Raw genomic sequence first — 25,981 nt, 5'->3', positions numbered from 1 at the left:
TATTTCTTATAAATATACTGAATTAAAAACACTCAATTGTATTTTCGGTCAACATTTAAAACAGTAATGAGCCAACCATTTTATAGTATTCGATGTTATTAGACAGGCATACGTGTTAGAATTATTTTCTCAAACAGGTATTCGTAAAGTAAGGTAAAAATAAAGTCACGATATATGTATTTCAATATTATATTTCGCACAACATAATTTTATTTGTAAATTTGATTTACAAATCGAGGTTTTAAACAAAGTAAAAATCACTAAATATAAAAAACATGAAAGTACTATTTGTAGTTACCTCCCATGATGATTTGGGAAATACAGGACATAAAACAGGATTTTGGGTGGAAGAATTTGCTGCACCTTATTATTCTTTTAAGGATGCTGGGTTTGAAATAACTGTGGCCACTCCAAAGGGCGGACAAGCTCCAGTCGATCCAAATAGTGAGGTTCCGGATGCGCAGACAGCGGCTACCGAGCGATACTATAAAGATAAGGAAGTACAGGGCATTATTGCGAATACACAAAAATTGAGTGACCAAAAAGCTGGCGATTTTGATGCTGTATTTTATCCTGGAGGTCATGGACCGCTTTGGGATTTGGCAAATGATAGCGATTCTCAACAGTTGATACTTGATTTTTACAATAGCAAAAAACCTGTAGGAGCAGTTTGTCACGCTCCTGGAGTATTTAAAAATGTAAAATTCGAGAATGGTGAACCATTTGTTAAAGGTAAAAACGTAACTGGGTTTTCTAATAGCGAAGAAGCTGCTGTTAAACTGACAGAGGTTGTGCCGTTTCTTGTAGAAGATGAGTTGAAAAAATTGGGCGGTCATTATACCAAAACAGATGACTGGGGTGTGCATGTAGTGGAAGATGGTCTCCTTATCACTGGACAGAACCCAGCATCGTCAGAAGCTGTGGCTGAGAAATTAATTACACTCCTTAAAAGATAATTTATAGACTATGTAAAAGGCAGTTTGTACTGCCTTTTATAATTTAACGGCAGCGCGCAACTGCTTGCTATTCGTAAGGACAATATGCACGCACTACACCTATGCCGGACAAAGATTTTGAAGCTGCACAAAATAATAATAAAATGAAAACTGAAATTCAAAAGAAGATAAAAGACGTATTTGAAAAACAAAAAGACTTTTTCAGAATGCAGAGTACGAAAGAAATTACGTTTCGCAAAATGCAATTGCAAAATTTCCGTAAGGTATTTACGAGTTATACTGACGCAATCTGTGATGCTTTGAATATCGATCTTGGGAAAAGCAGGGTAGAAGCGGAATATGCCGAAGTTCAGATAGTACTCAATGAGCTTGACGATATGATCCAAAATATGGAAGAATGGGTAAAACCGATCTTTGTCAAATCAAAACCGCATACCTCAGGAGCTGAAGTCATTAGCAAGTATATTTACGAGCCCTACGGTGTGAATTACATCATCGGTCCGTTCAACTATCCGGTTCAGTTGACTTTCAGTCCGCTCATTGGCGCCCTTATGGCGGGAAACACAGCTATTATAAAACCATCTGAAAACACACCACATGTTGCAAAGGTAATTGAAGAGATTGTGAAAGAAGCGTTTGATGAAAAATATGTTGCCGTATTTCAAGGCTCCATCGAAGAAAATAGCTTCTTATTGACTCTACCTTTTGATTATATCTTTTTTACGGGAAGTCCAAAGGTCGGTAAAATCATCATGAAAGCTGCCGCTGAGCAGCTCATACCGCTTACATTAGAGTTAGGTGGGAAATCTCCAACGATCGTTCATCACGATGCTAATCTAGAGAAAGCTGTTCAGCGTATTTCTTCAGGAAAATGGATCAATTGCGGGCAGACCTGTGTTGCGCCCGATTACATCTATGTACATGAATCCGTCAAAGATGCGTTTATAGACCATTTTAATTCTTATTTAAAAACAACTTACGAAGATAAATCATTAGGGAAAATTGGAAAGATCGTAAGTCAGCATCAAATCAAAAATCTAGCTTCTTATCTTGATGCGGCACCTGAAAAAGTAATCTATGGAGGTAAATACGATCTTGATACACGTCATTTCGAAGCTACACTAATGACGGATGTAAATTGGGATGATGCTGTGATGCAACAAGAAATATTTGGGCCAATACTGCCTATCCTGACTTATATTGATATTGACGAAGCATTAAATGAAATTAACTCCAGACCAAAGCCTTTGGCACTGTATGTATTTTCGGAAGACCAAAAATTTGCGGAGGATGTGATCGCTAGAACAACAAGCGGTGATGCCGAAATTAACAGTACATTGATCCACGTCGGTTCGCATTATCTTCCTTTCGGTGGAGTAGGCACCTCGGGAATGGGTAAATACCATGGTAGATTCAGCCTGGAGAATTTCAGTCATCAGCGATCAATTCTCCAAGTTAAGTAAGTTATAAATATGGAATTTTACATGAGCAACTTATCCATGAATAATGTTGATTGCATGCTTGAATAACATCGACTGCAAAATTCTTTAAAAAAATCCCTCACGCAGTATAACAGTTGCACAATTTTTGTTTAACTAAATTGAACTATTTGATCATATCTTAGGTTAGTTACTTAAGGCATTTTGCTCAGTCAATTTATTGGGTTCCTTAAAAGAAAATATGAAAACTGTTTTTATTCTAGAAGATGAGGTTGGTATACAGGAAGTGCTTGAACTTCTTTTGTCATCACAAAATTATAACGTAGTAACCTTTTCAACCGTAAAGGAGTTTAACTGTAGGGAGATGGATATTCAGCCGGATTTATTTATGCTTGACGTGATGTTGCCTGATGGGCTCGGAACCGAGGTGTGCCGAGAACTTAAATGCGACCCAATAACATCCAATGTACCGGTATTATTGATGAGCGCCCACGCTAAAATTATGAAAACGGATGATCCACATAGCGCTGATGATTTTATGAGCAAACCATTTGACATCAACGATGTTATTTCAAAGGTTGATAAGTTGACCGCACTCCAGGCATAAGACTGACTGAAGATTATAATGCTATTGCGCTTAATAGGGGAGTGGAAGGCTGAAGGAAAAGACGCTACCTTCTTTCTGAACACTCTCTACGCGTATAGTTCCATCATGAAGTTCTACTATTTCTTTACATAGATAGAGTCCGATACCCAAGCCCGCAGTTCCACCAGTGCTAATTTCCTTCACCCGATAATAACGTTCAAATATTCGTTCCTGATCATCTAATGGAATGCCTTTTCCATGATCCCGAATACTGATATTGATATTTTTACCATCCACAACGTAATCTGTAATTATCGTTGATCCCACAGCAGAATATTTTATGGCATTGCCAATCAGGTTATGGATCACCTGTGCTATCTTTTCTCGGTCCGCATATATATCCACAGCCCCAGAAGATTTAAAAATAAAATTATGGGTTTTGACTGTAACGCGAATCTCTTCTTCAATTTCTGAAAACAACAATTTGAAATCAAAAGCTCTTTTATCCATATACATCATGCCCGATTCTAATCGCGACACGTTGAGAAAGCCATTAATCATACTGGTCATATAGTCAACTTGCTTTATAGATTTCCCAAGCATATTTTGTGGTGCAGCTTCTCTTGTATGAAAGTCCATCTGCTGTAACATTTGAAGATAGGCCTTAAGCGAGGTTAGAGGTGTCTTTAGCTCATGACTGACCATGCCCATGAAATCGTCCTTCCGCTGTTCCTCTTTTTTTTGCTCTGTAATATCTCTAAGCGTACCGTTGAGACTCAATGGAATACCATTTTGATCATAGAACACTCTTCCATTTGCTTGAAGAAGCCTTATTTTTTTGTCAACCTTATTTTTAATCTTATATTCTACAAAATAATAGCCATCGGAATCTGTACTAACGGCGTATTGAATTGCAGCAATCACGCGATCTCTATCCTCTGGTAAAATTACTGATAAGGCCTGGTTGAGGTCCACATTTTCATTTGTTGAGAGGCCAAACCACGTCTTGAGCATTGAATTTCCAGAAAAATGGTTTGTGGCGATCTGATAGTAGAAAGTCGCGAGCTCACCCGCTTCTATTGCCAGCGCGAGCATCTGCTGATTATTCTCATTCCGTCTTCTTTCCAAAACCTGTTGAGTAATTTCTTCGAGGATAATAAGCACACCTGAAATATCGCCATCTTCTGAAAATATAGGCTGATAAACGGAATTTACGATCGCTTCTCTCAAGCCGTCTTTGTGGCGCAGTTTCACCGTGAATTCCGTATTAATTTTAGGATGTCCGGTTTTGTAAACCTGCTTAATCCAATCGTTTACGGGTTGTCCCTGAAGCTCCGGACGCGCACTTTCATGCGGAAGTCCGATGATTTCTGACTCTTTGCGCCCCCAAATCTTGAGAATAGCGGGATTGGCAATTTCAATGAGATGTTCGGGACCATTTAACATGGCAATACCGACAGGCGCCTGCTCTATGATTGCTCGGATGTACTTCCGACTATCTGCAAGCTGCTTTATATAGCTATTGAGTTCCTCATTAGTAGCAGTAAGTTCCTCAAGTGTAGCGGCCATCTCCTCATTGAGTGCCTGCTCTATTTCTTCTTTCTGCTTTATCTGCCGCAAAAACTCCCGGCGTGAGGTTACTTCGAGTGCGGTATTTAGGATACACCACGTTTTCTGATCTTGGTCAACGAGCGCTCTATATTCGTAATCAAAATAATCCAGTGTTTCCTTTCCGTTTTTGATCAATACTGCGGGCGCCTCAGATACAGCATACGTTTTTCCGGTATGCCACACTTCTTGTAGAAGTTTTAGAAACGGCTGTCCTTCGAGTTCGGGAATAGCTTCCATTAAAGGTTTGCCGATAACAGAAGATTCTTTGCCCCAGAGTGCCAACATACCGGCATTCGCAAAGCGGATAATTATATTTTCGCCGGAATATATAGCGGTAGGTGCAGGGGAGGAAGCTAAAGCCTGAATAATTAATTCAGCACTAAAGGAATTATCAAATGGGCCTTCGGTTGGGGAGTTCATACACCAGCAAAAGTATGGAAAAGATAATTTATATCCATGTATAATCGTAGTAAAATGCGCTATATATTTTCTCAAGAAACTTAATAATAGCTATCGTCCGCATTTTCTGATTTTATCGTATCGGTCTATCTAGATTGCGCATTTTTGATCGATAACATTTAATGCGATATTTCCGATTTCTTTAAAATGAGACTAAGTTCCTTTATTTTCTTTGATAGAGTTTGCCTTTCAGTATTGGATTTGCTTAGATTAATGGCCTGTTTGTAATGTTCAATAGCTCTTTCAATGTTCACGTTGGAATACAGGTAACCTAACAATTCATGATAATAATTGCTTTCAACTAAATTTAACCTTTTGGCTACAGGAATGGCCTCTTCGTTGCCATAAACTTTGGCAAAAGCAAACGTTCGGTTTAGTGCTGTGATTGGTGAATATTCAATTAAAATAAGTTGGTTATAAAGCTTTAAAATGTAATCCCATTTGTTTTTATCGGTCTTTGTAGTATGCCAATAAGCAATTCCCGCTTCCAGATGATATTTTGAAAGTTCGTTACTTGTTGTTGCATTTATCAGATAATAATTTCCTCTTTTAATAAGTGATTTATCCCACAGACTTTTATCTTGCTCGTCAAATAAAACAGCCTCGTTTTTATCATTTGTGCGCGCCCTAAGTCGTGAACTTTGAAAACACATAAGAGCCAATAAAGCATTGCATTCAGGTGTGTTTGTCAATGGATTCTCCGTCAATAACAATGTGAGTCGCGTTGCTTCTGAACAGAGATCTATTTTGATTTGCTGTTTGTCTGATTTAGAAAAATAGCCTTCGCTAAACAATAAATACAATGTTCTTAAAACCATGTCCAATCGTAAGCAAATATCGGTTTTTGTTAAACTTTTAATTTGAAAATTATCTTTTCGAAGATTTGCCCTTCCTCTTTGTAGTCGCTTCTTAATGGTTTCTGACTTTGTCAAAAACGCATTTGCAATTTCTTCAATGCTAAAACCGCAAAGAATCTGAAGTGCCAGGCAAATTTGGCTTTCATCTGAGTTTACAGGATTACACACCGCAAAAATCATCGCTAATTGACTATCGGAAACCATCTGTGAATCAAATTCGAAATTGGGTTCAACTTGGAAGTGAGGCTGTATTTCGCTTTTTATTTTAGTTTCAAAAACCAATAGTTTCTTGAAGTAGTCTTTGGTTTTATTCTTCGCCACCACATAGAGCCAGGCCCTTGGATTTTCGGGTATTCCGTTGACGGCCCAATGTTGCGAAGCTTTTAAAAATGTATCGCTGACAATATCTTCTGCAATTTCAATATGCTTTAAACCAAAACTACGACATAAAACCGCCGTCATTTTTGTATACTCCAGGCGAAATAAATGAGGTAGAAGCTCCATGGTATTGAATTTTGTTACACACTCCATTAAAATATACAAAACTTTCCAACAAAAATGCTGTTGGAAAGTTTGCTTGGTTTTCTCTAATCACGTTTTACAACTTCTCGAACTTCAATGCTTCCACCCACTTGGGTAAAAATTGGATTGTCTTTCGCTATTTCTACCGCTTCGTCAATGTTATCTGCTTTCACAACAATATAACCGCTGATAAATTCTTTAATTTCTGTATAAGCCCCATCTGTTATCACATTGTTAGGCTTCACCGTTTTCGCACTTCCCTCAAATGGTAAAAGTGTGTTGCCTTTATCCACCAATTTGTTTTGTGATGCAATTCCAGCTAACCAATTCATACGTTCCTGCATTTGTTCAGGAGAAGGTTTGAAGTCTGAAATGTCCTTTAATCTAAAAATTAATGCAAATTCTTTCATATGTTTAAAGTTTTTATTATTTGCAGTTAAGACGATCGACTGACTAAATTAGGGACAATCTTGTGCTGATTTTAATACTAAAATATCAAAAAAAGCGCTTATAGCCAAGTTTACTTATCTCTTTGTAACCGCATTGCCAAATACAGTGCTATTCACAATAAGGACTTAAAAATTCCGGTGAAAGATTGATTTGATCATGAAACCGTGCTATAAAATAGGTAAAAAAAAAGCAGATAACATACCTGCTACCTGCTGAACTTAATTTAAAGAAGTTTTTAAGCTTCCTACTTAATTATGCGATGCGCACATTAACTGCGTTAATGCCTTTTTTTCCATTTTCGAGATCAAATGTTACGGCGTCATTTTGACGTACATCATTCAGTAGACCTGATGAGTGGACGAAAATATCCTGACCTCCATTTGACGGTGTAATAAAACCAAAACCTTTAGTTTCATTGAAAAATTTTACTGTTCCTTGTTGCATTATATTTATTATTAAATTATATTTTACTCAAATTCTCCCTGCGTCTGTGAGTACTTAATATATAGCACTACGCATAAAGCAGTTAAATCAAATTGTAAACAAAAAATGAGGATGGTATTTAATCGTATTGAAAATATCAATTTGAAGAAAGGAACTTTACCTGATCTGCTGATAACAAAAACTAGCGGCTGAAAAAGCGAAGACTGATAAGATGGAGTAAACTCAAAAGTTCAGAAGAAGCGATGGCAGAAGCCTGATTATTTCACTAAGGTAAACAATGTTTTTAATAAAAACAAGTTATTTGTCTAAAAATATTTTCCTTGAACCATGGTCGTAAAAATTGTAAGACTATGAAATATATCATATCAAGCTAATACTATCTAGTATAAACACTACTTCCCCAATATCTTTTTCCTATGATTCACACCCCAGTTGTGTAGCTCTTCAATGACTTTTTGTAATGTAAAGACATAATCAGTGGCCGTATATTCTACCAGCACTGGCGGCTCATCATAAACGGTACGTTTGACGAGCTGGTGTTCTTCCAGATCTTTTAGTTCTTTAGCAAGTACCTTTGAGGAAATTTTAGGAATACTTCTTTCTATTTCTCTAAAACGTTTGTGGCCACTCATAATGGAAATAATGATGAGGATTTTCCATTTTTCGCTGATATCGTCAAGGGTATCACGAACGGTCAGCATTCTCGCCATACAGTCGGATTCGGTGCTTTTGGAAATTGATCTTTCATTTTACTTACTTTAAGGTAACTGCTTACTTTAGGGTAACTGCTTGCAAAATGTAAGCATATGGCTTTAATCATCTTGCCATCCTACTTCGCGCCACGAGAATACCTCATCCAGACGACGAAAAACTTGCAGTTTCCAGATTATTTCCCACTTGAACTGGATATCTTAAAAATCGTAGGAGCCATCTTCATTCTCATTCCAGCTATCCCGACGATTCTCAAAGAATGGGCTTATGTAGGTTTCGGAATTCTCTTGCTTTCCGCAAGTCTAGCGCATGGTATTGTTGATGGGCTGGCGAAAGGTATTGCCCCGCTTATTCCGTTTGCATTGTTGGCTGTATCTTATTATTATTTCCGTAAACTGAACTATGAAAAATAGTACACTAGCGGTACTATTATCCCTGCTCTTCATTATGACGTTTGGTCAGGAAAAGAATCAAATGCAATTAAAACAAATAAAAAATAGGACGATGGAAAAAAAATGAAAATAGAAATATGGTCGGATATTATGTGCCCTTTCTGTTACATCGGAAAGCGTAATTTCGAGAAAGCTTTAGCTCAGTTTCCCCATAGGGACCTGGTAGAAGTAGAATGGAAAAGCTTCCAGCTTGACCCAGCCATACCCGAAACACCTAAATATCAAAACGATATGTATATGTTTGTGGCCGACCGGAAGGGATTAAGTTATGAGCAGTCAAAAAAGGGGCATCAGGATCTGATCGAGTATGCTAAAACTGTAGGTCTTCAATTCAACTTGGATAAAGCATTGGTCACCAATTCAATGAAGGGTCACCGAATCATACAGTTTGCTAAAACCAAAGGTTTCGGTGAGAAAGCTGAAGAGATTTTATTTAATGCCTATTTCACAAAAGGCAAGAATCTTAATGATCAGAAAACACTGGTCGAACTTGGACAAGAAATCGGTTTAACGGAAGGCGAGATCAATACTGCACTGACAGACCCTATCTATATGCGAAAAGTAGCACATGAGGGCCAAGAAGCACAGAAATTAGGCGCTAAAGGTGTTCCTTTTTTCGTAATCAACAGCAAATATGCCATCGCTGGTGCACAACAGCCCAATGATATTTTACAAACCCTTGAAAATTCTTTCTTTGAGTGGCGGAAAGAGAATCCGCAGGCAACATTAGAAGTAATACAAGGAAAAAACTGTTCAATTGACGGCGAGTGCAATTAAAAACCATAAAATACATTCATTAAATCAGTACAAGTGAAAACAATAGCAATAGTTGGAGCAGGCGCTGGACTGGGCCTCTCCATCGCAAAGAAATTTGGTGAAAATGGTTTTCTGATAGCCCTTATTGCAAGAAATCAGCAAAAGCTGAATGACCTAGTCAGCCGATTGAATATATCAGGAATCGAAGTAGCGGCTTTCACGGCAGATATCTTGGATAAAGCTCAGATCGCATCTGCCTTTGATGCTATCAAAGAAAAATACGGTTTCATAGATGTTCTTGAATACAGCCCAATACCAAGTGTCCATAATTTGGCAGCAACTTTAGATGTTAATGAAGAAAATGCACTTTATCAATTTCAATTCAATGTGCTTGGTGCAATTTCATCCATCCGTGAAGTGCTTCCGGATATGTTGGCTAAAAATACAGGAGCGTTATTATTCACAAACGGAGGTGCTTCATTTTCGCCTGTACCCATGATGGGTAACGTAGGAATAGCGATGGCTGGTCTTCGCAATTATGTTCTTAATCTGAATACCGAGTTATCTGGAAAAGGTATTTACGCAGGTCATATCGGTATTGGTATTTGGATGCAGGAAGACTCCGCTGTACAGGACAAGATCGCAGATATATGGTATGATATGTACATGAAGCGAGACAGAGCTGAAGAGTATATTTCCGAAGATAAGGTGAAATGATTCGAATTACCTAATAAAGCAATTAAGAAGGCTGATTTTTCTTGATCTAGATCAAGAAAAAAAATCTTGTAATGTGATAAATTTAATCTAACAAAAAGATAATACAATGGAAATAACAGCCGCATTAGTAAAAGAAAAAGGTGGAAAATTCGAATTGGAAAAAATAACGCTACAAGAACCTCGGCAAGATGAGGTACTAGTACGAATTGTAGCAACCGGAACTTGCCATACTGATATGGCTGCAAGAGATCAACAAACGGGCGCTACTCCTTTTCCCATCGTATTAGGACATGAGGGTGCTGGAATTATCGAGAAAGTAGGAGATGGTGTGAAAAACCTTAAAGTGGGTGATCATGTTGTTTTAACTTTCGGTTTCTGTGGAGAGTGCTACACATGTCAGCGTGGTAAACCCACTTACTGCGAAAATTTCCCGGCTTTGAATTTTGGGGGAGCACGTATGGATGGCTCTCATAGTCACCAACACAACCAACAAGATATCTTCGATAATTTCTTTTCTCAATCCTCGTTTGCAACATACGCAATAGCAAATAAAAGAAACGCTATAAAAGTTTCTGAAAAAGCGCCGTTAGAATTATTGGGACCGTTGGGTTGTGGTATTCAGACTGGGGCAGGAGCAATCATCAACTCGTTGAAAGTATCTCCGGGAAAAACAATTGTTATCTCTGGTGCCGGCGCTGTCGGATTGGCTGCTTTGCTGGCGGCAAAAGCATGTTCGGCTGCGGAGATCGTATTAGTCGATATCAATCAAGAACGTCTGGATTTTGCGTTGGAACTCGGTGCAACCCATATCATTAACAGCCGTAATGAGAATGTGGTAGAATCTTTACAAAAGATTTCCCCGAAAGGATTTGATTTTGGGTTTGACACCACCGGTCGTAATGATGTTATTAATAATACCTTATCGAGTTTGAAGTCCTTGGGACAAATGGGTATTGTTGGTGTGGCTACAAAGCCCCTTGAAGTTGAAATGAATACATATGTACTTAAAGGAATTAAGTTGATCGGAATTGTAGAAGGGGACAGTGTACCGACCGAATTTATCCCAGAGATGGTAGAGATGTATCTGAATGGACAGTTCCCATTTGATAAATTAATTAAGAAATATAAATTCGAAGATATCAATCAAGCTATAGAAGATTCAGAATCAGGAAAGACCATTAAACCAGTAATTCTTATTGGTGAGTATAAAGGGTAATCAGCAAAGAGATAAGTCAGTAGCATTAAATGTTACTGACTTATTTATTAAGAATATTTATGTCCGTAGCATCAGTTAGTTATGGGTCAAAATCGTTAGGGTTAGAACTATTTAAAGCGTTATCGGTTTATAGCAAATAAATTGATTACATTTGTTTTATTGATCTTATCGTATGAATTCTCCCAAAAATATTGATTCTGAGTCATTGCTCAGTATACTTTTTCACTCACCCAATGCCACTGCAGTCTATCAGGGAGAAGACATAAAAATAATGACTGCCAACCTAGCAATGCTCAATTTTTGGGGGAAGGACAGATCGGTTGTGGGTAAAAACCTACAAGATGCCGTTCCCGAACTTAAAGGACAGCCTTTTGTTGATATTCTCAAAGGAGTTTGGTATTCTGGTGAAACTTACATTGCAAAAAACTGTTCCGCATTTCTTCAAAAAGATGGTGTACTTCAGGAATTTTTCTTTGATTTTGAATATAAAGCGATTTTAGATGAAAACGGTAAAACTGCATATATTCTTCATACTGCTTCGGAAGTCTCAGAACGTATGCATGCCTTAAAACTTGCAGGTGAAAAGTCCCTTGCGGAAAAAAATCTCAACGAAAAGCTTTTGGCCATAAATGAGGAGTTTAAAGTAGTAAATGCCGATCTGCTATCTAAAAACGAGGAACTCATCACTTCAGAAGACAATCTTCATAAACTATTTTCGCTGTTGCATGAACAGCAACAGCTTTTCCGCATCATGATCGAGCAGTCCCCCGTAGCTATGGCTACTTTGAAAGGCCCTGACTTTATTGTGGATGTTGTAAATCAGCATATTCTTGATATCTGGGGCAAAGATCGCTCTGTATTAGGGAGGCGACTCGCTGAGGCATTACCAGAACTGAAAGATCAGCAATTCCTTGATATTCTGAAAAATGTTTATGAAACTGACGAACCTTTTTACGGAAAAGAACTCAAGGCCCTGCTTACTGTCGACGGAGAAACGCTGGAACGCTATCTTAATTTCGTTTACCAGCCTACGAATGGTCTCTCAAAGGAGGAGAAGCTTATTCTTATTGTTGCTACGGATGTGACAGAACAGGTCAATAGCAGAAGAGCAATCAATGAAATAAATACCCGACTGGAAATTGCGATGGACGCCAGCAGATTAGGATCTACCGAGGTGCAGCTAGCTACGGGGAAGATGCAGAGCACGGATCGGTTTAAGATGAATTATGGATTTATGCCGGAGGAGGATTTTTGTTATTCGGATCTTTTTGAGGCAATGTATCCGGAATATCGTGACAGGGTAAAAGAACTGGTGCAGGAGGCGATTCGCACCAATGGAATCTATAGCACAGAATATCCTGTCAAATGGCGCGATGGCTCTACGCATTGGATTCAGGCCCATGGACGTCCTCGTTACAATGATTTGGGAGTCGCAGACCGCATGGTAGGCATGACATTGGATATCACAGATCGAAAGCTTTTTGAACAGCAGAAAGATGACTTTTTAAGTATTGTGAGCCACGAGTTAAGGACTCCAATTACAGTTTTAAAAGCTTCCCTGCAGTATCTTGAACTTTTAAAGGATAAACCTTATAGTAATATCCATTCGAAAATGATCAACCAGTCCTTAAGAAGCGTGGAGAAGATGAACGATTTGGTTGCTGAACTATTGCAAATTCGCCGCCTTACCGAGGGACAGCTTGAAATCAAAAAAGATTGGTTTAATATGTTTGATCTTCTTCTGCGTACTTGTGACCATGTCTGCTTTGAGGATGAATATCAATTGGTTGTTTCGGGAAATCAAACTGCGAGGGTATATGCCGATGAGCATAGGATCGATCAGGTTGTTATCAATTTTGTCAATAATGCAATTAAGTATGCGCCGATGTCGAAAGAAGTCCATCTAAATGTCGAGGTATTGGAAAATCAATCCGTAAAAGTCTCTGTCCGTGATTTTGGCATAGGCATCGAGCAAGAAGCTCTGCCTAAATTATTTGACCGATATTACAGAGTAAGTCATTCTGGCAAAGAATATTCTGGACTGGGGCTTGGGCTATACATCTGTTCGGAAATCATCAGAAAACACGATGGAAAGATAGGAGCCGAGAGTGTCCTCAATGAGGGCAGTACATTTTGGTTTATCCTACCAGACCGCAAGTCATCGGAATAGGTTGGAGTGTCAGATCTCTCTGCGACCAATATAATCTACAGAAAACAAATTAAAACACCTCGCTTTTGAAATTATTGTTTATACAATATCGCTCTTACTTTTTGTAAAAATGAATTTATTTTAGCTTCTGAATGATTTTGCAGAATTACAATTGTTTTGTCGCTGTCCAAATGCCTTTCTATATAAGTGGAATACCCTGGCCAACCTCCAGTGTGATAAACTATTCGACCATATTTTTTCGAATTGACTACGAACCAACCAAAGCCATAATTTGTTTCTTTTCCATCGTTGGTTTTTAAAGAATTAAATATCAGATCCTTATCTTTTGGATCAATTAATTTATTGCCATATAGTGCTCTGTCCCATTTTAATAGATCCTCTGTAGTAGAATTAACTGTTCCGTCCCCCACGATTCCATCTAAATAATAGGTATAAAATCCTTTGCCGAAGCTATCTGGAAGCACTTTGTTACCAACACTATCTGTAACATATCCAAGAGCATAATTTTCTATTTTTTTAGGTTTAAATCTATTCCTATAGATAAAGGTGTTTCTCATGTTCAAAGGTTGAAATATATTTTCACTCAAAAACTTCTCGAAAGTTTGATGAGATACTCTTTCTATTATCAGAGCCAATAGCGTATAACCCGTATCACTATACTGGAATTTTGCGCCTGGTTGAAAGATCAATTTCGGTCTGTACTTAGCGAAGACGTTAACAATATCCTGGTTGACAGCAATTTTTGCCTTATCCCATTTTTCTTCGAAAATCTCCATATAGTCAGGAACTCCGCTCGTGTGATTTAGTAAATTTCGGATGCTGATATTATCATAGAAACCCAATTCAGGAATATATTTTGACATTGTGTCATCATAGTTTAGTTTTCCTTTTTTCTCTAACAAAACAATCCCCATGGCAGTGAATTGTTTGGAAACAGATGCCAGCTCAAATATGGTGTGGTTATTAAGTTTTTGGCCGTTTTTCTCATTCGCAAAACCGTAACTTTCTTCAAATAAGATTTTTCCTTTATCTGCAATCAACACATTTCCGTTGAACTCTTTCTGCTTAAAAAGAGTATTGAATAAACTGTCAAGCTGCTTATGTTGCCGTGACTGAGCAAAGGTATGATTGAATATTATCAATACAATTGGTATCAATAAAAATGATTTTCTCATCATGTATTATTTGTAATTGCCTACAACTTGGTCTTTATTCCCAAAAGACTGGATTAGATGGCCTATGCTACGTAAATATACTAATTGTTGACAACAACATTATCAACAATTAGTTGGCATTGATTATTCGTTTTTTTCGGTGGCTTTATTGCGAAGAGAATTGCATCTACTTTTAAGATTCACTTTTTTAATAAAAATCTTCTGAGCCAAACAGACCTGAAAATATTCTGAAAAGAAAGTTACTCCCAAATCCCGATATTACAATTTGACGGCTAAATTAGCGGAAAAACGTCTAGGCATCATTTGGTTGACGTAATTACCCCAGTATAGCTTATTTGTGAGGTTATCCACTTTAATGCTTATCCGAACTCTCTTTGTCTCATAACCCGCCACAGCATTCATGACCACATATTCCGGAATATAAAATTCACCAAACTGACGCGATTGACTGATGTAGGCTTTGCTATTATAATTACCACCTGCACCAATAGAAAATCCCTGCAAGGCCTTAGCCTGAAATGCATAGTTGACCCATAAATTGGCCGTTTGCGCCGGTCCCGTCCACTGACGTAATCCATCGATATCTGCGTTTGTATTTATGGAGTAAGCTTTATTGTAAGAATATCCAGCGATAACATTGAAACCTTTGACCATGTTAACTATTAATTCTGTTTCAAGTCCTCTACTGATTTGGCCGCCGTCCTGTATGGTGAAACCATTACGGGCAGGATCAGGTCGGAGGATATCGTTCACTTTAATATCATAATAACTTATTGTCGAGTTTAATTTGCCATCAAGCACATTAAGTTTAAGACCGGTTTCCCATTGATTAGCATTACTTGGTTTAAAAACCGTTCGTGCACCATCGGGCTGTATAGCAGGGCCATTGTTTGCGAATCCGTTCATGTAATTTCCAAATAAAGATATTTTATCTGGTATAAGCTGATACACGAGTCCAAATTTCGGCGAAAGGTTTGTTTGGCTATACTTTCCGGTAACAGTATCAGCCGCCAGATCGTGTGATCCCCCAGATGCAAAGTGGTCAATGCGAAGGCTGGCCATGGCCAAAAAATTATGAGAAATATTAAAAACATCAGAAAAGTAGGCGCTATAAGTACTTTGTTCACTGATTGTACGTATGGGACTTAGTGTGGCTAAAAAAGCATCTACAGTAGCTTTCGAAATATGAGTATAAGCTGGATCTTTTCCTTTTAGTGCAATACGGTCGAACGGGTAGGCAATAATGAAGTTTTCATTCGATCGGGCGTTATAATAATCCAGCCCCACTACTAAACTGTTGCGATGGCCAGCAAGTTCAAAGTCACCCGTGAAATTTTGTTGAATTTCAATACTATTATAATTTGAGTTACTATATCGGATATTTCTATTCACACTGTCCTGCATAATTTCATTCCATACGCGGTAGCCGACACTGGAGTGTTTTGTCTGCGAGATCAGCGTTTGTGATTTCCATTTATCTGACAATTGATAAGCGGCTTCAGCGTAAATGCTAACGGATGGTTTAGACTCCGTTAAGTCGTTCCCATGATAATATCTCTTCCAATTGATACCCAAGCTCTCTGTACTTGTTTTTGTAAATGACATTTCGGGAAATAGACGATGGAAATCATTTGCTTTCTGTTGATAAATCTCCGCATCGATCGAAATTGTTAAACGATCATTTACCTTATACAAGAGAGATGGTGCAATAAAAAGACGTTTGGTAAAGCCTGCATCCATGTAGTTGCCTTCATCGTGGTAAGCAATATTTGTGCGCATCAGAAGTCCGGCATCTTTTGCCAGGGGGCTGTTAATATCGGCCGTAATTCTATTCAGGTCAAATCCGCCCAATGTATATGAAATCTCACCCTTAGCTATGTCAAAAGGTTTCTTTGTTACCCGGTTGATCAATCCGCCAAAGGAGGTCAAACTATTTCCAAATAAGGTGGCGGACGGGCCTTTCAATACTTCGATGTGTTCAATATTAGCGACTTCCAAACTATTATCTTTTCTATCCTGAATACCGTTCCTGATAAAACTGTTGTTCTCAAAACCGCGCATATAAAAAGAGTTGCTTCCATTGACCAAACCCTGGCTCACACCAGTTACATTTTTTAGCACATCATTATAGGTAACGATGACCTGTTCTTGCAAAATTTCCTTGGGCACAACATTGTATACCTGAGGGTTCTCTAAATTTTTCAAAGGCAACTTCGCTACCTGTTCGGATTCTTTCTTTCCAAACCTGCGGTATCCCGATATTTCGATGCCGTCCAGTACCCTTTCTTTTAAACTTAATACAAAGTCTAATACCATTTCCTGGCCGTTAAGTAATGTGATTTGTTTTGACTCCATATCTGTGCCCAAATATTTTGCAGAGACTATATAGGTTCCAGCTTGTAGCTTAGTAAAGCTGTAATTTCCATTATTGTCCGTTTGGACAGATTTTTTGATTTCGGAAAGCGACACCGTTACAAATGGCATTTGTTCCCCAGTTTGCGATTTTATTGTACCACGCACTGCTGCTGTTTGGCAGACAGCTTTGTGTGACGAAAAAATCATAAGTAGAATAAAAAAGATCCCTATGGGATTATTAAAGTTAAAATTGATTTTCTGTTGCATGTCAATGAAATAGATAATTATGACTACAAGGTTGTGTTTAATATTTATTTAGAACAAATATAAATAATATAGGTATACTCCAAAATACTATTTGAATTTTGTGAATTCAACAATGGATGCATACGATTAGGAATGCTGCAAATATGCTTTGAGTGTAGTTTAATAAGAGTTTAGAATCTACTGGAAGATTGTTATGACCGCGACTTTTTATCAAAGTAGCGGCTAATAGCAAAGAAAAACAGTTGCTGAATAAAGAAAAGATCTGTATTTTGAACAATAATACTAAAAGCCTTTAATGGCCAAATATGCAGTATTAATCGGAGTAAACGAGGTCCATAACTTGGATTAAATATAGGTGTTCGTGTTGATAAGCAATTCAAACGCAACAAAGGAGAGGTTCCAAGATTGTACTAATGAGGGACGAATGTATATTCACCGTAAAAAACATGGAAGACAAAGAATTTAGATTTCAAGGACTGGATGCTAAAACTGAACTACACATTTCATTGGTGCTTGTTATTCCCGCATTAATTATGATGATCGGAACCCTGTATCTTTCCCATCTGTTTGTTTCTAATACATTTTTTCTTTTCCCAATTATTATTGCTGCACTGATTACAATTTTAGGAAGTATAACACTACTGAAGATCATGACCAATAGGATAAAAGAGAAGGAGTGGATCATCAGGATCATCAGAATCAACGATCAAGAAACTATCACCGCAAGATTTAGAAATTATGTATATAATTTTAATATGACTGATATCGTGATGATTAAAAATATGGGTAATGAAGGGGTCCGCTATTTAACTATTAAAACTAGCGATAAATTTCTTAAAATAAGGGTCGGCCACACCGGATTCGCTCCCTTTTCCAGCGACGAAGATATTAATAAGCTGGATGCATTTATAGATTACCTAAGGCCTTATATCGATCAGAATTTTAATACAAAGGTGCTCAAGAATGCAATAAACCCCAACGTTATTCCAAATTTTGGAGTATTTGTAAGAAAAGGTGAAAAAATAAAATACAGCATCATCAACAAGATGCAACCCTGGCAGGTTATTGCAATGATCTTATCCATAGGCATCATCATCATGATTCTTTTTTTCAATATAATGGAATATTACTTTTTTAAATAAAGTAAAAATAGCCGTATTAAAACTATTTAGAAAAATAGAAACTGGACCAAATTTATGGCGAAATAATAAGTTATTCATCGTCGTGACAAGACGGTGAAAGATATATATTTAAATTTAGACATGAGTAAAATTCTACGAGAACAGTTCCGAAAATATATCGAGATAACAGATGTCGAGTTTGATTATATCTTGAGTCATTTCATCTTTAAGAAATTCAAAAAGCATCAATTCCTCATACAGGAAGGTCAGTCCGTATTAAATGATTATTTTTTGCTTTCTGGCTGCGTGAAATCATATTATACTGACGAAATTGGGAAAATACATATTCTTCTTTTCGCTATTCAGGATTGGTGGATAACAGATTACGAAGCCTATTATGATAAAAAGAAAGCAAAAGTAAATATTGACTGTCTGGAAGATACCGAAGTGCTATGCCTTAGTAATGAAAACAGAGAAAAGCTCTGCCGGGAATACCATCAAGTCGAACATTTTTTCAGAAAGAAAACAAACCGCAGGAACGTGGCGTTGCAAAACAGAATCCTATCGTTATTAAGTAGCTCTGCAAAGGAACGTTATGAAAAGTTTGTACAGGAGTATCCATCGTTGGTGCAAAAGTTGCCCAAGCACATTGTAGCTGCTTATCTTGGTGTAACAAGGGAAACACTGAGTCGTTTATACTCGCCAAACAATTGATCTACCTCACATTTTTTTTGTGAGGTATGTCCTTTATATCTTTAAAGAATACCCTGATTTTTGTTTTGTCAAATTAAAAATCAAGAGCAATGACAAAATTTAACATTCAAACAGAAAGCAGCACTGTCAACTGGACAGGAAAGAAAGTTCTAGGCTTACACACGGGAACTATTCAAATCAAAGATGGTTTTTTGAGTTTCGAAAACGATGAGATCATTGATGGAGAAATACATATTGACATGACTTCAATTGTCATCACCGATATTTCTGACAAATCTATTTACAAGGAGTTTTTTGATCATTTAAACCACGATGATTTTTTCTCGGTCGATCAATTTAAGACGGCATCTTTGAAAATCAACAATGGAAGAAAGGAAAATACGCATTACATCATTAGTGGCGATTTGACCATTAAGGAGATTACACAGCCCATCCATTTCGCGGCAAATGTAGAACTATTTAACGATTTCTTGCATGCATTGGGCGAAATCAAAATTGACCGTACATTGTACAATATTCGGTATGGCTCCGGAAAGTTTATACCGAATTTGGGCGACAAATTGATTTACGATGAGTTTGTACTACAGTTCAAATTAGTTGGGCAACGCTAAATTTATTCATATGTGGACAAAAACAAATTTCACTAAATTACTTGGAATAGATTTACCCATCGTTCAAGGACCCTTTGGTGGAAAATTATCCTCAGAGGACCTTACAGCACTCGTGTCAAATAAGGGTGGATTAGGGTCTTACGGTGGACAGCCGTATGATGCTGCCGAATTAATTTCTATTGCTAGCGGCATCAGAAAATTAACCACAAAACCATTTAACATTAATCTTTGGGTTAATGATCAAGACGCTACGGCAAGAGATTTTGATGAAAGTAAGTTTCAGCAAGTTATCAAACTTTTGGAACCGTACTTTGAAGAGGTCGGTACAGAACCACCCACATTTCCTTTGCCAGGCGGTCCTAAGTTTGAAGAGCAGATTGAAGCTATTTTTGAGATAAAGCCAGCAGTTTTTAGTTTTGTTTATGGCATACCCTCTGAAGCTATTTTGGAGAAATGTCGGCGGTTTGGAATCATAACGATAGGAGCTGCTACTACTTTAGATGAAGCTATCGCTATAGAACATGCCGGGGTAGATGCCGTGGTAGCCACAGGATTTGATGCAGGTGGGCATCGGGTTTCATTTCTGAATAAACCTGAGGAAAGCTTAATAGGAACCTTTTCATTGATTCCGCAAGTCGCGGATACCGTAAAAATTCCTATCATAGCCGCTGGCGGTATTGCCGATGCCCGTGGGGTAAAAGCGGCAATGGCATTAGGTGCCGATGCTGTGCAAATAGGAACTGCTTTTCTGGCTACCCGGCAATCAGGAGCAAGTAAAATACATCGTGAAAAATTATTCTCTAAAGAAGCCCGCTATACAACGTTGACCAAAGTTTTTACTGGAAGGCTATCGCGAGGGTTGAAAAACCGCTTGACAGAGGAGTTAAAAGAATTTCAGAATAGTCTTGCCCCTTATCCATTGCAGGGAAAAATTGTTGGTAAACTGGGAGCGTACCCTGCAAATTCCGAATCGAATCCTGAAATGAAATCGTTTTGGGCAGGTCAGGCAGCCTCTATTCTCCAATATCATGATGCGGAAAAACTGATTGCAGCTATTATTGCTGAAATGGAAAGATAATAAGTATGTGTGATTTAAAAATGATCCAAAGATTACTTTTTACAGGTTGTATCAATTATAGAAAAGCCGAGTTTTAAAGGTCGGCTTTTCTATACCCAATTTTCGCATTTGAAATTCGTCCATAATGGATGTCATATAGTTTTTTGAAACATGTTCTGATATTCCCTACATATTCTAAGTCATAAGCCTTCATTCTTTCGAATTAGCTCAGCGATATACCGATTTTAGGCGTTCCCCATTGGAAATTCCATATCCGCAGTCAATTGCCTCCGGATAACCTCGGCTGTCCATCGATCGAGGTAATACGCTGTGCCAAGATGCCGCTAAAGCCCGATCCGCGGAGTGAGTAGGACGGATTTTCTCATCGGGAAAAAACAGACATAGCGAAAGTAAAGCATATAACATATCAGGTTTTACGGCCTCTCGAATACTGTCCAAGCGGCCTTTTTTTATAGGAAGTCACCAGAAGATCATTCCGCCCGCTAGTAGTATCAGTTTGGCGCGGAAAACGTAAGAATGTGAGAATAAAACCGTAATTTCATCGATCAAACAGCTTTAACATGACATTTCTATACCAATATCTTCGTGTATTTGCGGTGCTAGCTACATTCCAATTTTCTCTCCATGTTTTTGCGCAAAAACAATCAGGAGTGGACAGCAATGCGTTGGCAATTCAATTCGTTGAAAGACAACTTCCTGAGGGCGACTATACCGCGGCGGTGTTGGGTGTTCCCCGACCCAACGCAGCGCAGGGCGCAATTGTTGAGAAAATGAAACAAGCGATGAGAGCCAATGAAGATTGGTTTTTTAAAACAATGAAGGAATTAAAACCAGGAGAAACGATACCGTATCACAAAAATCTAGGTATTAGCGAAGAGGAGTATGCTATATTTATAGCTTTCTCCCAATCTGTCAAATTAGACAAAATAGGGGTTATGGAGGTCAAGATTGTGCGTAAGGAAAATAGTTTACATTTTGAACCGAAAGACTTCGGAGACTATTTAAAATACCTAGTCGTCGATTTAAAAGACCATAGACTCAGAGTTGATAATGTGGGCTTGGAATACAAAGAGCAGATCACTATGGATGCCAAACGGACAACATTGGTTGCAGGGCCTTGGGTAGGTTACTCCTGGCAACTCGAAGAAGTTAAGAAAGACGGAAAACTAATTTCAGATCCGAATAAAGTAGCTCCTGCAGAAATGGAAGAACTGGATATAAAATCTATTAAGGTAATCATTGGCAAACTCGATCATAGCAATCAGTGTTTTCTGTATCTCAAGAGTAACATCGTCAATAAAGGACATTTGCTTGCAAAACAGGATTTAGCTCTTTTATTAACGAAAAAATAAGCCGAAATCCAACGTTATGTCTAACTCATCCACTCATCCGTAGTAGTATTGACAACCGCAATACCGTTTCTGATGTTAGCTTTAAAAGTTTAAGAATGCAAAAAAACAGGAACGCCTAATTTTAGCAGGAGCTATGGTATTACTTTCTGGTATGATGGCAATAGCGGATGTTTTAAGTCCTCTATGTTGGTAAGCTGCTAAAGTTATCGCCTGCCCGGGAACCAAAGTCAGGCCTTCTTTGGGATTTGAATATAAGCTATTGATCGACTTTAATACATTATCGTAAAGTTCTTGCTGTTTAAAATTTGTGACCCCCCCTGCAAAAATGGAGCATTTAAAAGTAGAGAATTCGGACTTGAATTACTAATTTAAAAGGGATGAGAACAGCAGCCTCATTCCAATTTAAGTTTATGAAAGGAATATTTCACTTAATTTAGTTAAAACTCAAGAGTTTTATCATATCAATCAACAAAATGAAATCAGAAAAAGAGATTGTACTGAATATACCTAAAGATTGCGATAATTCCCCTAAAAGAAGAATTATTAGGGATTTTGTAGTTGCCTTTTATAAAAAAGATTGGCAAAAAATTAATGAAATGCTTGAAGACAAATTTACTTTCAAAATTATCGGCAATAGAAATATAGAAACTGATGATGAATTTGTAAAATACTTACATAGTTTTATTAATGTAGTCGAACTGAATATAGATGAAATTCTAAGCCACGGTAAATATGGTGCATGTAATGGAACGATTAAATATAAAGCAAAAGAAGTAAATTATGCATATTTCTTTGAATTTCAATCTGCAGGGAAAAATACCATTAAGACAATTTCCGAGTATAAAGTTATCAATCAATAGCTAAAATTCTCAATAATTCGAAGGGGATTGATTATGGGACAAATCTCACACGCACTATAGCAATGGTAACCAAGCATGTTTTTTTGCGCTAATTATTTTAGTATTTTTCAATTTATTATTGTATATTTACTTGATAACCAATTAATAAATAATATGGCTAGATCAAAAAAACATTTGGGTAGGTATGTAGATCCACGTACCGATTTCGGTTGGAAATTTTGTCAATAAACAATTAGCACGAGGTAAGAAGGGGAGTGATTATTACCTACCTGAGGTTTACTTTAGTGGTATTTTGGAATTTGACATGGATAGAAATGGAAGCTCTGGTGTATCCCGTGTCACAGGGCGGCCTTATTTCTATGATGTGGCGCTGTGTGACAAATTGACCAAAGAGATATTTTATGATAAATTGGGATATAAAATGATTTCGCTTCCATTATTTAATAAACAGCCAGAAGAACTAAAGACAGTTATGGATCAGTGGTTGTACTTACTTAAACATTTGAGTACCATGGATAGATTACCATCATTTTTGGATAAAAGAATATTTGGTTTTATCTTTGAGATAGGAGAGATAGGCAAATTAACGGAGGAAGAACTAATGTCATACGAAGCAAGTTTAAAACATAAGCGTGATGCTGAGAGCGTATTTAATTCGGCCAAGAAATCCGGAGAAGCTTTGGGTCACGCTAAAGGCCTAGCAGAAGGAGAGCGTAAAAAAGCTCTTGAGACTGCTAAAGCATTTAAGGAAATGGGGCTACCTATAGCTGATATTGCCAAGGGCACAGGACTTTCTGTCGAAGAGGTCCAAAAACTCTAAGTTTCTTTATTTAGGATGACAGCACCACACCGATAGATGAGTGGCCCGAGCCCATTAAATTGGTTGACACAGTTTATGTTAATTATCATTAAAACACCCCCATATTTTCTCACTAGAATGCCACTACCATAAGTTTTTGATTAAGGTTTAACTTGTCGGAGTATTAAAGTCCGACATTATGTAGAAAGTGTCAATGTATAATACGATAGAAACACTGTTATCCCATAAGAAATCAATACGGGAGATAGCCTCAGAATTTTGGTGTGCCGCAAGACCGTTTCACGGATATAGAAACCCTTCAGCGTGGCCAAGAGGAACCTTTGTCCTAGGTAAGACCAAAGCTGCTGGACGATTATCTCGATGACATTCAGACATATAAGGAAATGGGGCTGAGTGCCCTACTTATCCACCAGCGCCTGCATGAGCAGCACGGCTTAGATGTATCTTATCCTAGTTTAGCCACGAGTAGGGTGCTTGCACGATTAGGCAAACGGAACAATAAATAGGAACAAATAAGGCGCACTACAACGTACGCCTTATTCTCATATGCAAAAAAAGCAAAATTCGAAAATGTTTAGCTATGAAACATTTTTGTAGATACCGCAATTCTGTTCCAAAAATTCATCTGATTGATGGCAACAATCATCTGAGCGACCTGATGGTCGTCAAAATATTTCTGAACTTCTTGAAAGACGGATTCACATACTCCGTTTTCAGAAATTTCTGTTACCTGGTCAGCCAATGCTAAAACAGCTCTTTCCTCATCATTAAACAATGGGCTTTCCTTCCATGCTGTCAGAGCATAGATACGAGATTCCGTTTCCCCTAATCTTCTGGCATCCTTTGTATGTATCTCAATGCAAAAAGCACATTTGTTGATTTGCGAAACCCGAATCTTGATTAGCTCACGAAGGTTTACGCTTAGGTTTGTAGTTGATAAATATTTTTCCATAGCATATAAGATTTCATACACTTTTGGTTCCAATTCCTTAATGTTGATGCGTTGTTTCATTTTGTCTATTTTTCGTAGTTAAAAAGATATTTCTGTTTTCCTCCTGTTATGCTCATATTTGATTTTATAATTCATTGTTTGAGTAGTGCAAAGTTGAATAAAGATAATTTGATAAAACTTAAACAGGTTTAAGAAATGGATTAAGATCATTTTTTACCTATCAGGATATTAATAGATTACTTTATTTTCTTAAATTAGGTAATTTGAAGTAATGAAAAATATTAAAATGGATACTTTTAAATCAGATAACCCTGCCTGGTATTCACTAAATGAAGCACATGAGGAATTCGCAGTTAATTATGATGGCCTAAAGTTTTACCAACCTGCTTATTGTCCATTTGGAGGGGTATTTACTGACAAATCGGTTGCGCTCAATATAGCAGATTATGCTTCATTCACAGACTATTTTTTCCTAATTGGCGATGAGCCTAAGATTGATCAGAACGTCAAAATTGATGGTGAACTTGTATGCAATCAGATGTTGAGAAACCAATTGATTTAGAATCTAACACATCCAAAATTCCCTATTTGCACGTTGCTTCTGATAATGCGAATGCGATACGCTTATATCAAAAGCTGGGGTTTGTATCTAGAAGAAAATTAAGTTTCTGGAAGATGAGTTGCATTTTGCGATAGAAATTAAATATAAGGATACGTACTATAGAGAGTAATTAACAATTACTGATACGTACTGTTATACGAACTGAATTTTTAAAGAACTAGTGATATATGAAAGAAAACGTAAGAAAATATTTAGAAGAGCATGAGCTTAAGCTACTTGCTGATAGTCAAGTTATGGCAAAAGAAATACTGCGGAGACATAGCCTAGATAAGTTTGAAGATTTTTATGAATTTATGAGTGTTTACGGGGGTGACCTCGATGGGAAACTCGGCTACATGTTTGATATTATACAGGATATAGACGATGAAGAAGGAGTGACCGCATCTTTGATCCAAAATGGCGATATACCGAACAATTACATTTCCCTACAGGATTTTGACTATGAGCATTATTTGCTTTATGATAAATCTAATAATCATGTCGTTTTGGTGTATGACGCAAATAGCGATAGACTAAATAGGGGTGATTTTGATCAGGAATGGACCACATTTTCCGATTTTTTACAGTGGTTTTTTGAACTGGATCATGATAAGTAAACTTTAAACCATTTAACATACTCCTTTACATGCTCAGCACTGTGCATTACGAAAATTATCCGGAAGTGATAAAGTTCTAGTAGAGAAAGGTTGAATGTAAAATTCATGTTGG

At 37.5% G+C, this 25,981-nt stretch carries 27 protein-coding genes; 18 read left to right on the top strand and 9 right to left on the bottom strand.

Going from position 1 to position 25,981, the window contains the following annotated elements; translation table 11 throughout:
- Positions 1-275: 275 nt before the first annotated feature.
- The 3 genes from B3E00_RS20620 (at position 276) to B3E00_RS20610 (ending at position 3,002) form a co-directional block, all read left to right on the top strand.
- Complete coding sequence (locus B3E00_RS20620; protein ID WP_209579566.1) at positions 276-956, top strand: type 1 glutamine amidotransferase domain-containing protein; 681 nt, start codon at positions 276-278, stop codon at positions 954-956.
- A gap of 143 nt (positions 957-1,099) precedes the next feature.
- On the top strand, positions 1,100-2,419 hold the full coding sequence (mdlD, locus tag B3E00_RS20615) for an NAD(P)-dependent benzaldehyde dehydrogenase MdlD (RefSeq protein ID WP_209579568.1): 1,320 nt from the start codon (positions 1,100-1,102) through the stop codon (positions 2,417-2,419).
- A 217-nt stretch (positions 2,420-2,636) separates the two neighbouring features.
- Positions 2,637-3,002 (top strand): response regulator, encoded by a 366-nt coding sequence (locus tag B3E00_RS20610; protein ID WP_209579570.1) that lies wholly within the window; start codon positions 2,637-2,639, stop codon positions 3,000-3,002.
- A gap of 30 nt (positions 3,003-3,032) precedes the next feature.
- On the opposite strand, the gene B3E00_RS20605 is transcribed toward B3E00_RS20610, so the two are convergent.
- The 5 genes from B3E00_RS20605 to B3E00_RS20585 form a co-directional block, all read right to left on the bottom strand.
- Positions 3,033-5,012: a PAS domain-containing sensor histidine kinase gene (locus tag B3E00_RS20605; RefSeq protein WP_209579572.1), complete on the bottom strand. Its 1,980-nt coding sequence runs from the start codon at positions 5,010-5,012 to the stop codon at positions 3,033-3,035.
- A 158-nt stretch (positions 5,013-5,170) separates the two neighbouring features.
- Positions 5,171-6,451, bottom strand: coding sequence for an RNA polymerase sigma factor (locus tag B3E00_RS20600; protein WP_293939895.1), 1,281 nt, complete (start codon positions 6,449-6,451; stop codon positions 5,171-5,173).
- 44 nt (positions 6,452-6,495) lie between these two features.
- Entirely contained in the window at positions 6,496-6,840 is a 345-nt protein-coding gene (locus B3E00_RS20595) for a YciI family protein (protein ID WP_209579575.1), read from the bottom strand.
- Between the two features lie 292 nt (positions 6,841-7,132).
- Positions 7,133-7,324, bottom strand: coding sequence for a cold-shock protein (locus tag B3E00_RS20590; protein ID WP_209579577.1), 192 nt, complete (start codon positions 7,322-7,324; stop codon positions 7,133-7,135).
- 392 nt (positions 7,325-7,716) lie between these two features.
- Positions 7,717-8,034, bottom strand: coding sequence for a winged helix-turn-helix transcriptional regulator (locus B3E00_RS20585; protein ID WP_293939894.1), 318 nt, complete (start codon positions 8,032-8,034; stop codon positions 7,717-7,719).
- Positions 8,035-8,130: 96 nt separating this feature from the next.
- Between B3E00_RS20585 and B3E00_RS20580 the strand changes: the two genes are divergently transcribed.
- The 5 genes from B3E00_RS20580 (at position 8,131) to B3E00_RS20560 (ending at position 13,346) form a co-directional block, all read left to right on the top strand.
- Positions 8,131-8,448: a DoxX family protein gene (locus tag B3E00_RS20580; protein ID WP_209579581.1), complete on the top strand. Its 318-nt coding sequence runs from the start codon at positions 8,131-8,133 to the stop codon at positions 8,446-8,448.
- A gap of 102 nt (positions 8,449-8,550) precedes the next feature.
- Positions 8,551-9,264, top strand: a complete 714-nt coding sequence (locus B3E00_RS20575; protein WP_293883351.1) for a DsbA family oxidoreductase — start codon at positions 8,551-8,553, stop codon at positions 9,262-9,264.
- 33 nt (positions 9,265-9,297) lie between these two features.
- On the top strand, positions 9,298-9,960 hold the full coding sequence (locus tag B3E00_RS20570) for an SDR family NAD(P)-dependent oxidoreductase (RefSeq protein ID WP_293939893.1): 663 nt from the start codon (positions 9,298-9,300) through the stop codon (positions 9,958-9,960).
- Positions 9,961-10,066: 106 nt separating this feature from the next.
- Positions 10,067-11,176, top strand: a complete 1,110-nt coding sequence (locus tag B3E00_RS20565; RefSeq protein WP_293939892.1) for an NAD(P)-dependent alcohol dehydrogenase — start codon at positions 10,067-10,069, stop codon at positions 11,174-11,176.
- Between the two features lie 172 nt (positions 11,177-11,348).
- Positions 11,349-13,346: a PAS domain-containing sensor histidine kinase gene (locus B3E00_RS20560; RefSeq protein WP_293939890.1), complete on the top strand. Its 1,998-nt coding sequence runs from the start codon at positions 11,349-11,351 to the stop codon at positions 13,344-13,346.
- A gap of 71 nt (positions 13,347-13,417) precedes the next feature.
- Here the strand turns inward: B3E00_RS20560 and B3E00_RS20555 are convergent, their stop codons facing one another.
- Both B3E00_RS20555 and B3E00_RS20550 read right to left on the bottom strand, forming a co-directional pair.
- Complete coding sequence (locus B3E00_RS20555; RefSeq protein WP_293939888.1) at positions 13,418-14,524, bottom strand: serine hydrolase domain-containing protein; 1,107 nt, start codon at positions 14,522-14,524, stop codon at positions 13,418-13,420.
- 255 nt (positions 14,525-14,779) lie between these two features.
- Positions 14,780-17,083: a TonB-dependent receptor gene (locus B3E00_RS20550; protein WP_293939922.1), complete on the bottom strand. Its 2,304-nt coding sequence runs from the start codon at positions 17,081-17,083 to the stop codon at positions 14,780-14,782.
- Between the two features lie 506 nt (positions 17,084-17,589).
- On the opposite strand from B3E00_RS20550, the gene B3E00_RS20545 reads away from it, so the two are divergent.
- The 4 genes from B3E00_RS20545 (at position 17,590) to B3E00_RS20530 (ending at position 20,667) form a co-directional block, all read left to right on the top strand.
- Complete coding sequence (locus tag B3E00_RS20545) at positions 17,590-18,285, top strand: hypothetical protein (protein ID WP_293883368.1); 696 nt, start codon at positions 17,590-17,592, stop codon at positions 18,283-18,285.
- Positions 18,286-18,405: 120 nt separating this feature from the next.
- Positions 18,406-18,978: a Crp/Fnr family transcriptional regulator gene (locus tag B3E00_RS20540; protein ID WP_293883371.1), complete on the top strand. Its 573-nt coding sequence runs from the start codon at positions 18,406-18,408 to the stop codon at positions 18,976-18,978.
- An 89-nt stretch (positions 18,979-19,067) separates the two neighbouring features.
- Entirely contained in the window at positions 19,068-19,589 is a 522-nt protein-coding gene (locus B3E00_RS20535; RefSeq protein WP_293883374.1) for a YceI family protein, read from the top strand.
- A gap of 10 nt (positions 19,590-19,599) precedes the next feature.
- Complete coding sequence (locus B3E00_RS20530) at positions 19,600-20,667, top strand: NAD(P)H-dependent flavin oxidoreductase (RefSeq protein WP_293883377.1); 1,068 nt, start codon at positions 19,600-19,602, stop codon at positions 20,665-20,667.
- 207 nt (positions 20,668-20,874) lie between these two features.
- Here the strand turns inward: B3E00_RS20530 and B3E00_RS20525 are convergent, their stop codons facing one another.
- A complete protein-coding gene (locus B3E00_RS20525; protein WP_293883380.1) occupies positions 20,875-21,105 on the bottom strand; it encodes a hypothetical protein in 231 nt (76 codons plus the stop codon).
- Positions 21,106-21,227: 122 nt separating this feature from the next.
- Between B3E00_RS20525 and B3E00_RS20520 the strand changes: the two genes are divergently transcribed.
- The 3 genes from B3E00_RS20520 to B3E00_RS20510 all read left to right on the top strand — a co-directional run bounded on the left by B3E00_RS20520 (position 21,228) and on the right by B3E00_RS20510 (position 23,699).
- Positions 21,228-22,019 carry a hypothetical protein gene (locus B3E00_RS20520; protein ID WP_293883383.1) on the top strand — a complete coding sequence of 264 codons (792 nt, stop codon included), beginning with the start codon at positions 21,228-21,230 and terminating at the stop codon, positions 22,017-22,019.
- 473 nt (positions 22,020-22,492) lie between these two features.
- A complete protein-coding gene (locus tag B3E00_RS20515; RefSeq protein ID WP_293939886.1) occupies positions 22,493-22,879 on the top strand; it encodes a hypothetical protein in 387 nt (128 codons plus the stop codon).
- A 190-nt stretch (positions 22,880-23,069) separates the two neighbouring features.
- Positions 23,070-23,699, top strand: coding sequence for a PD-(D/E)XK nuclease family transposase (locus tag B3E00_RS20510; RefSeq protein WP_209579707.1), 630 nt, complete (start codon positions 23,070-23,072; stop codon positions 23,697-23,699).
- A 574-nt stretch (positions 23,700-24,273) separates the two neighbouring features.
- Here B3E00_RS20510 and B3E00_RS20505 read toward each other — a convergent pair.
- Positions 24,274-24,711 (bottom strand): carboxymuconolactone decarboxylase family protein, encoded by a 438-nt coding sequence (locus tag B3E00_RS20505; RefSeq protein WP_209579600.1) that lies wholly within the window; start codon positions 24,709-24,711, stop codon positions 24,274-24,276.
- 226 nt (positions 24,712-24,937) lie between these two features.
- On the opposite strand from B3E00_RS20505, the gene B3E00_RS20500 reads away from it, so the two are divergent.
- The 3 genes from B3E00_RS20500 to B3E00_RS20495 all read left to right on the top strand — a co-directional run bounded on the left by B3E00_RS20500 (position 24,938) and on the right by B3E00_RS20495 (position 25,869).
- Positions 24,938-25,213 (top strand): hypothetical protein, encoded by a 276-nt coding sequence (locus B3E00_RS20500; protein WP_293939884.1) that lies wholly within the window; start codon positions 24,938-24,940, stop codon positions 25,211-25,213.
- Positions 25,180-25,347 carry a GNAT family N-acetyltransferase gene (locus tag B3E00_RS22275; RefSeq protein WP_414712426.1) on the top strand — a complete coding sequence of 56 codons (168 nt, stop codon included), beginning with the start codon at positions 25,180-25,182 and terminating at the stop codon, positions 25,345-25,347. The genes B3E00_RS20500 and B3E00_RS22275 overlap by 34 nt, the downstream gene beginning before the upstream one ends.
- A gap of 93 nt (positions 25,348-25,440) precedes the next feature.
- Entirely contained in the window at positions 25,441-25,869 is a 429-nt protein-coding gene (locus tag B3E00_RS20495; RefSeq protein WP_209579604.1) for a hypothetical protein, read from the top strand.
- Positions 25,870-25,981: the final 112 nt, after the last annotated feature.

Origin of the sequence: Sphingobacterium sp. UBA5996 (assembly GCF_002429765.1) — a bacterium.
Taxonomy (GTDB): Bacteria; Bacteroidota; Bacteroidia; order Sphingobacteriales; family Sphingobacteriaceae; genus Sphingobacterium.
Note: the sequence above shows the minus strand (reverse complement) of the source record. Positions and strands in the feature narration are given on the sequence as shown.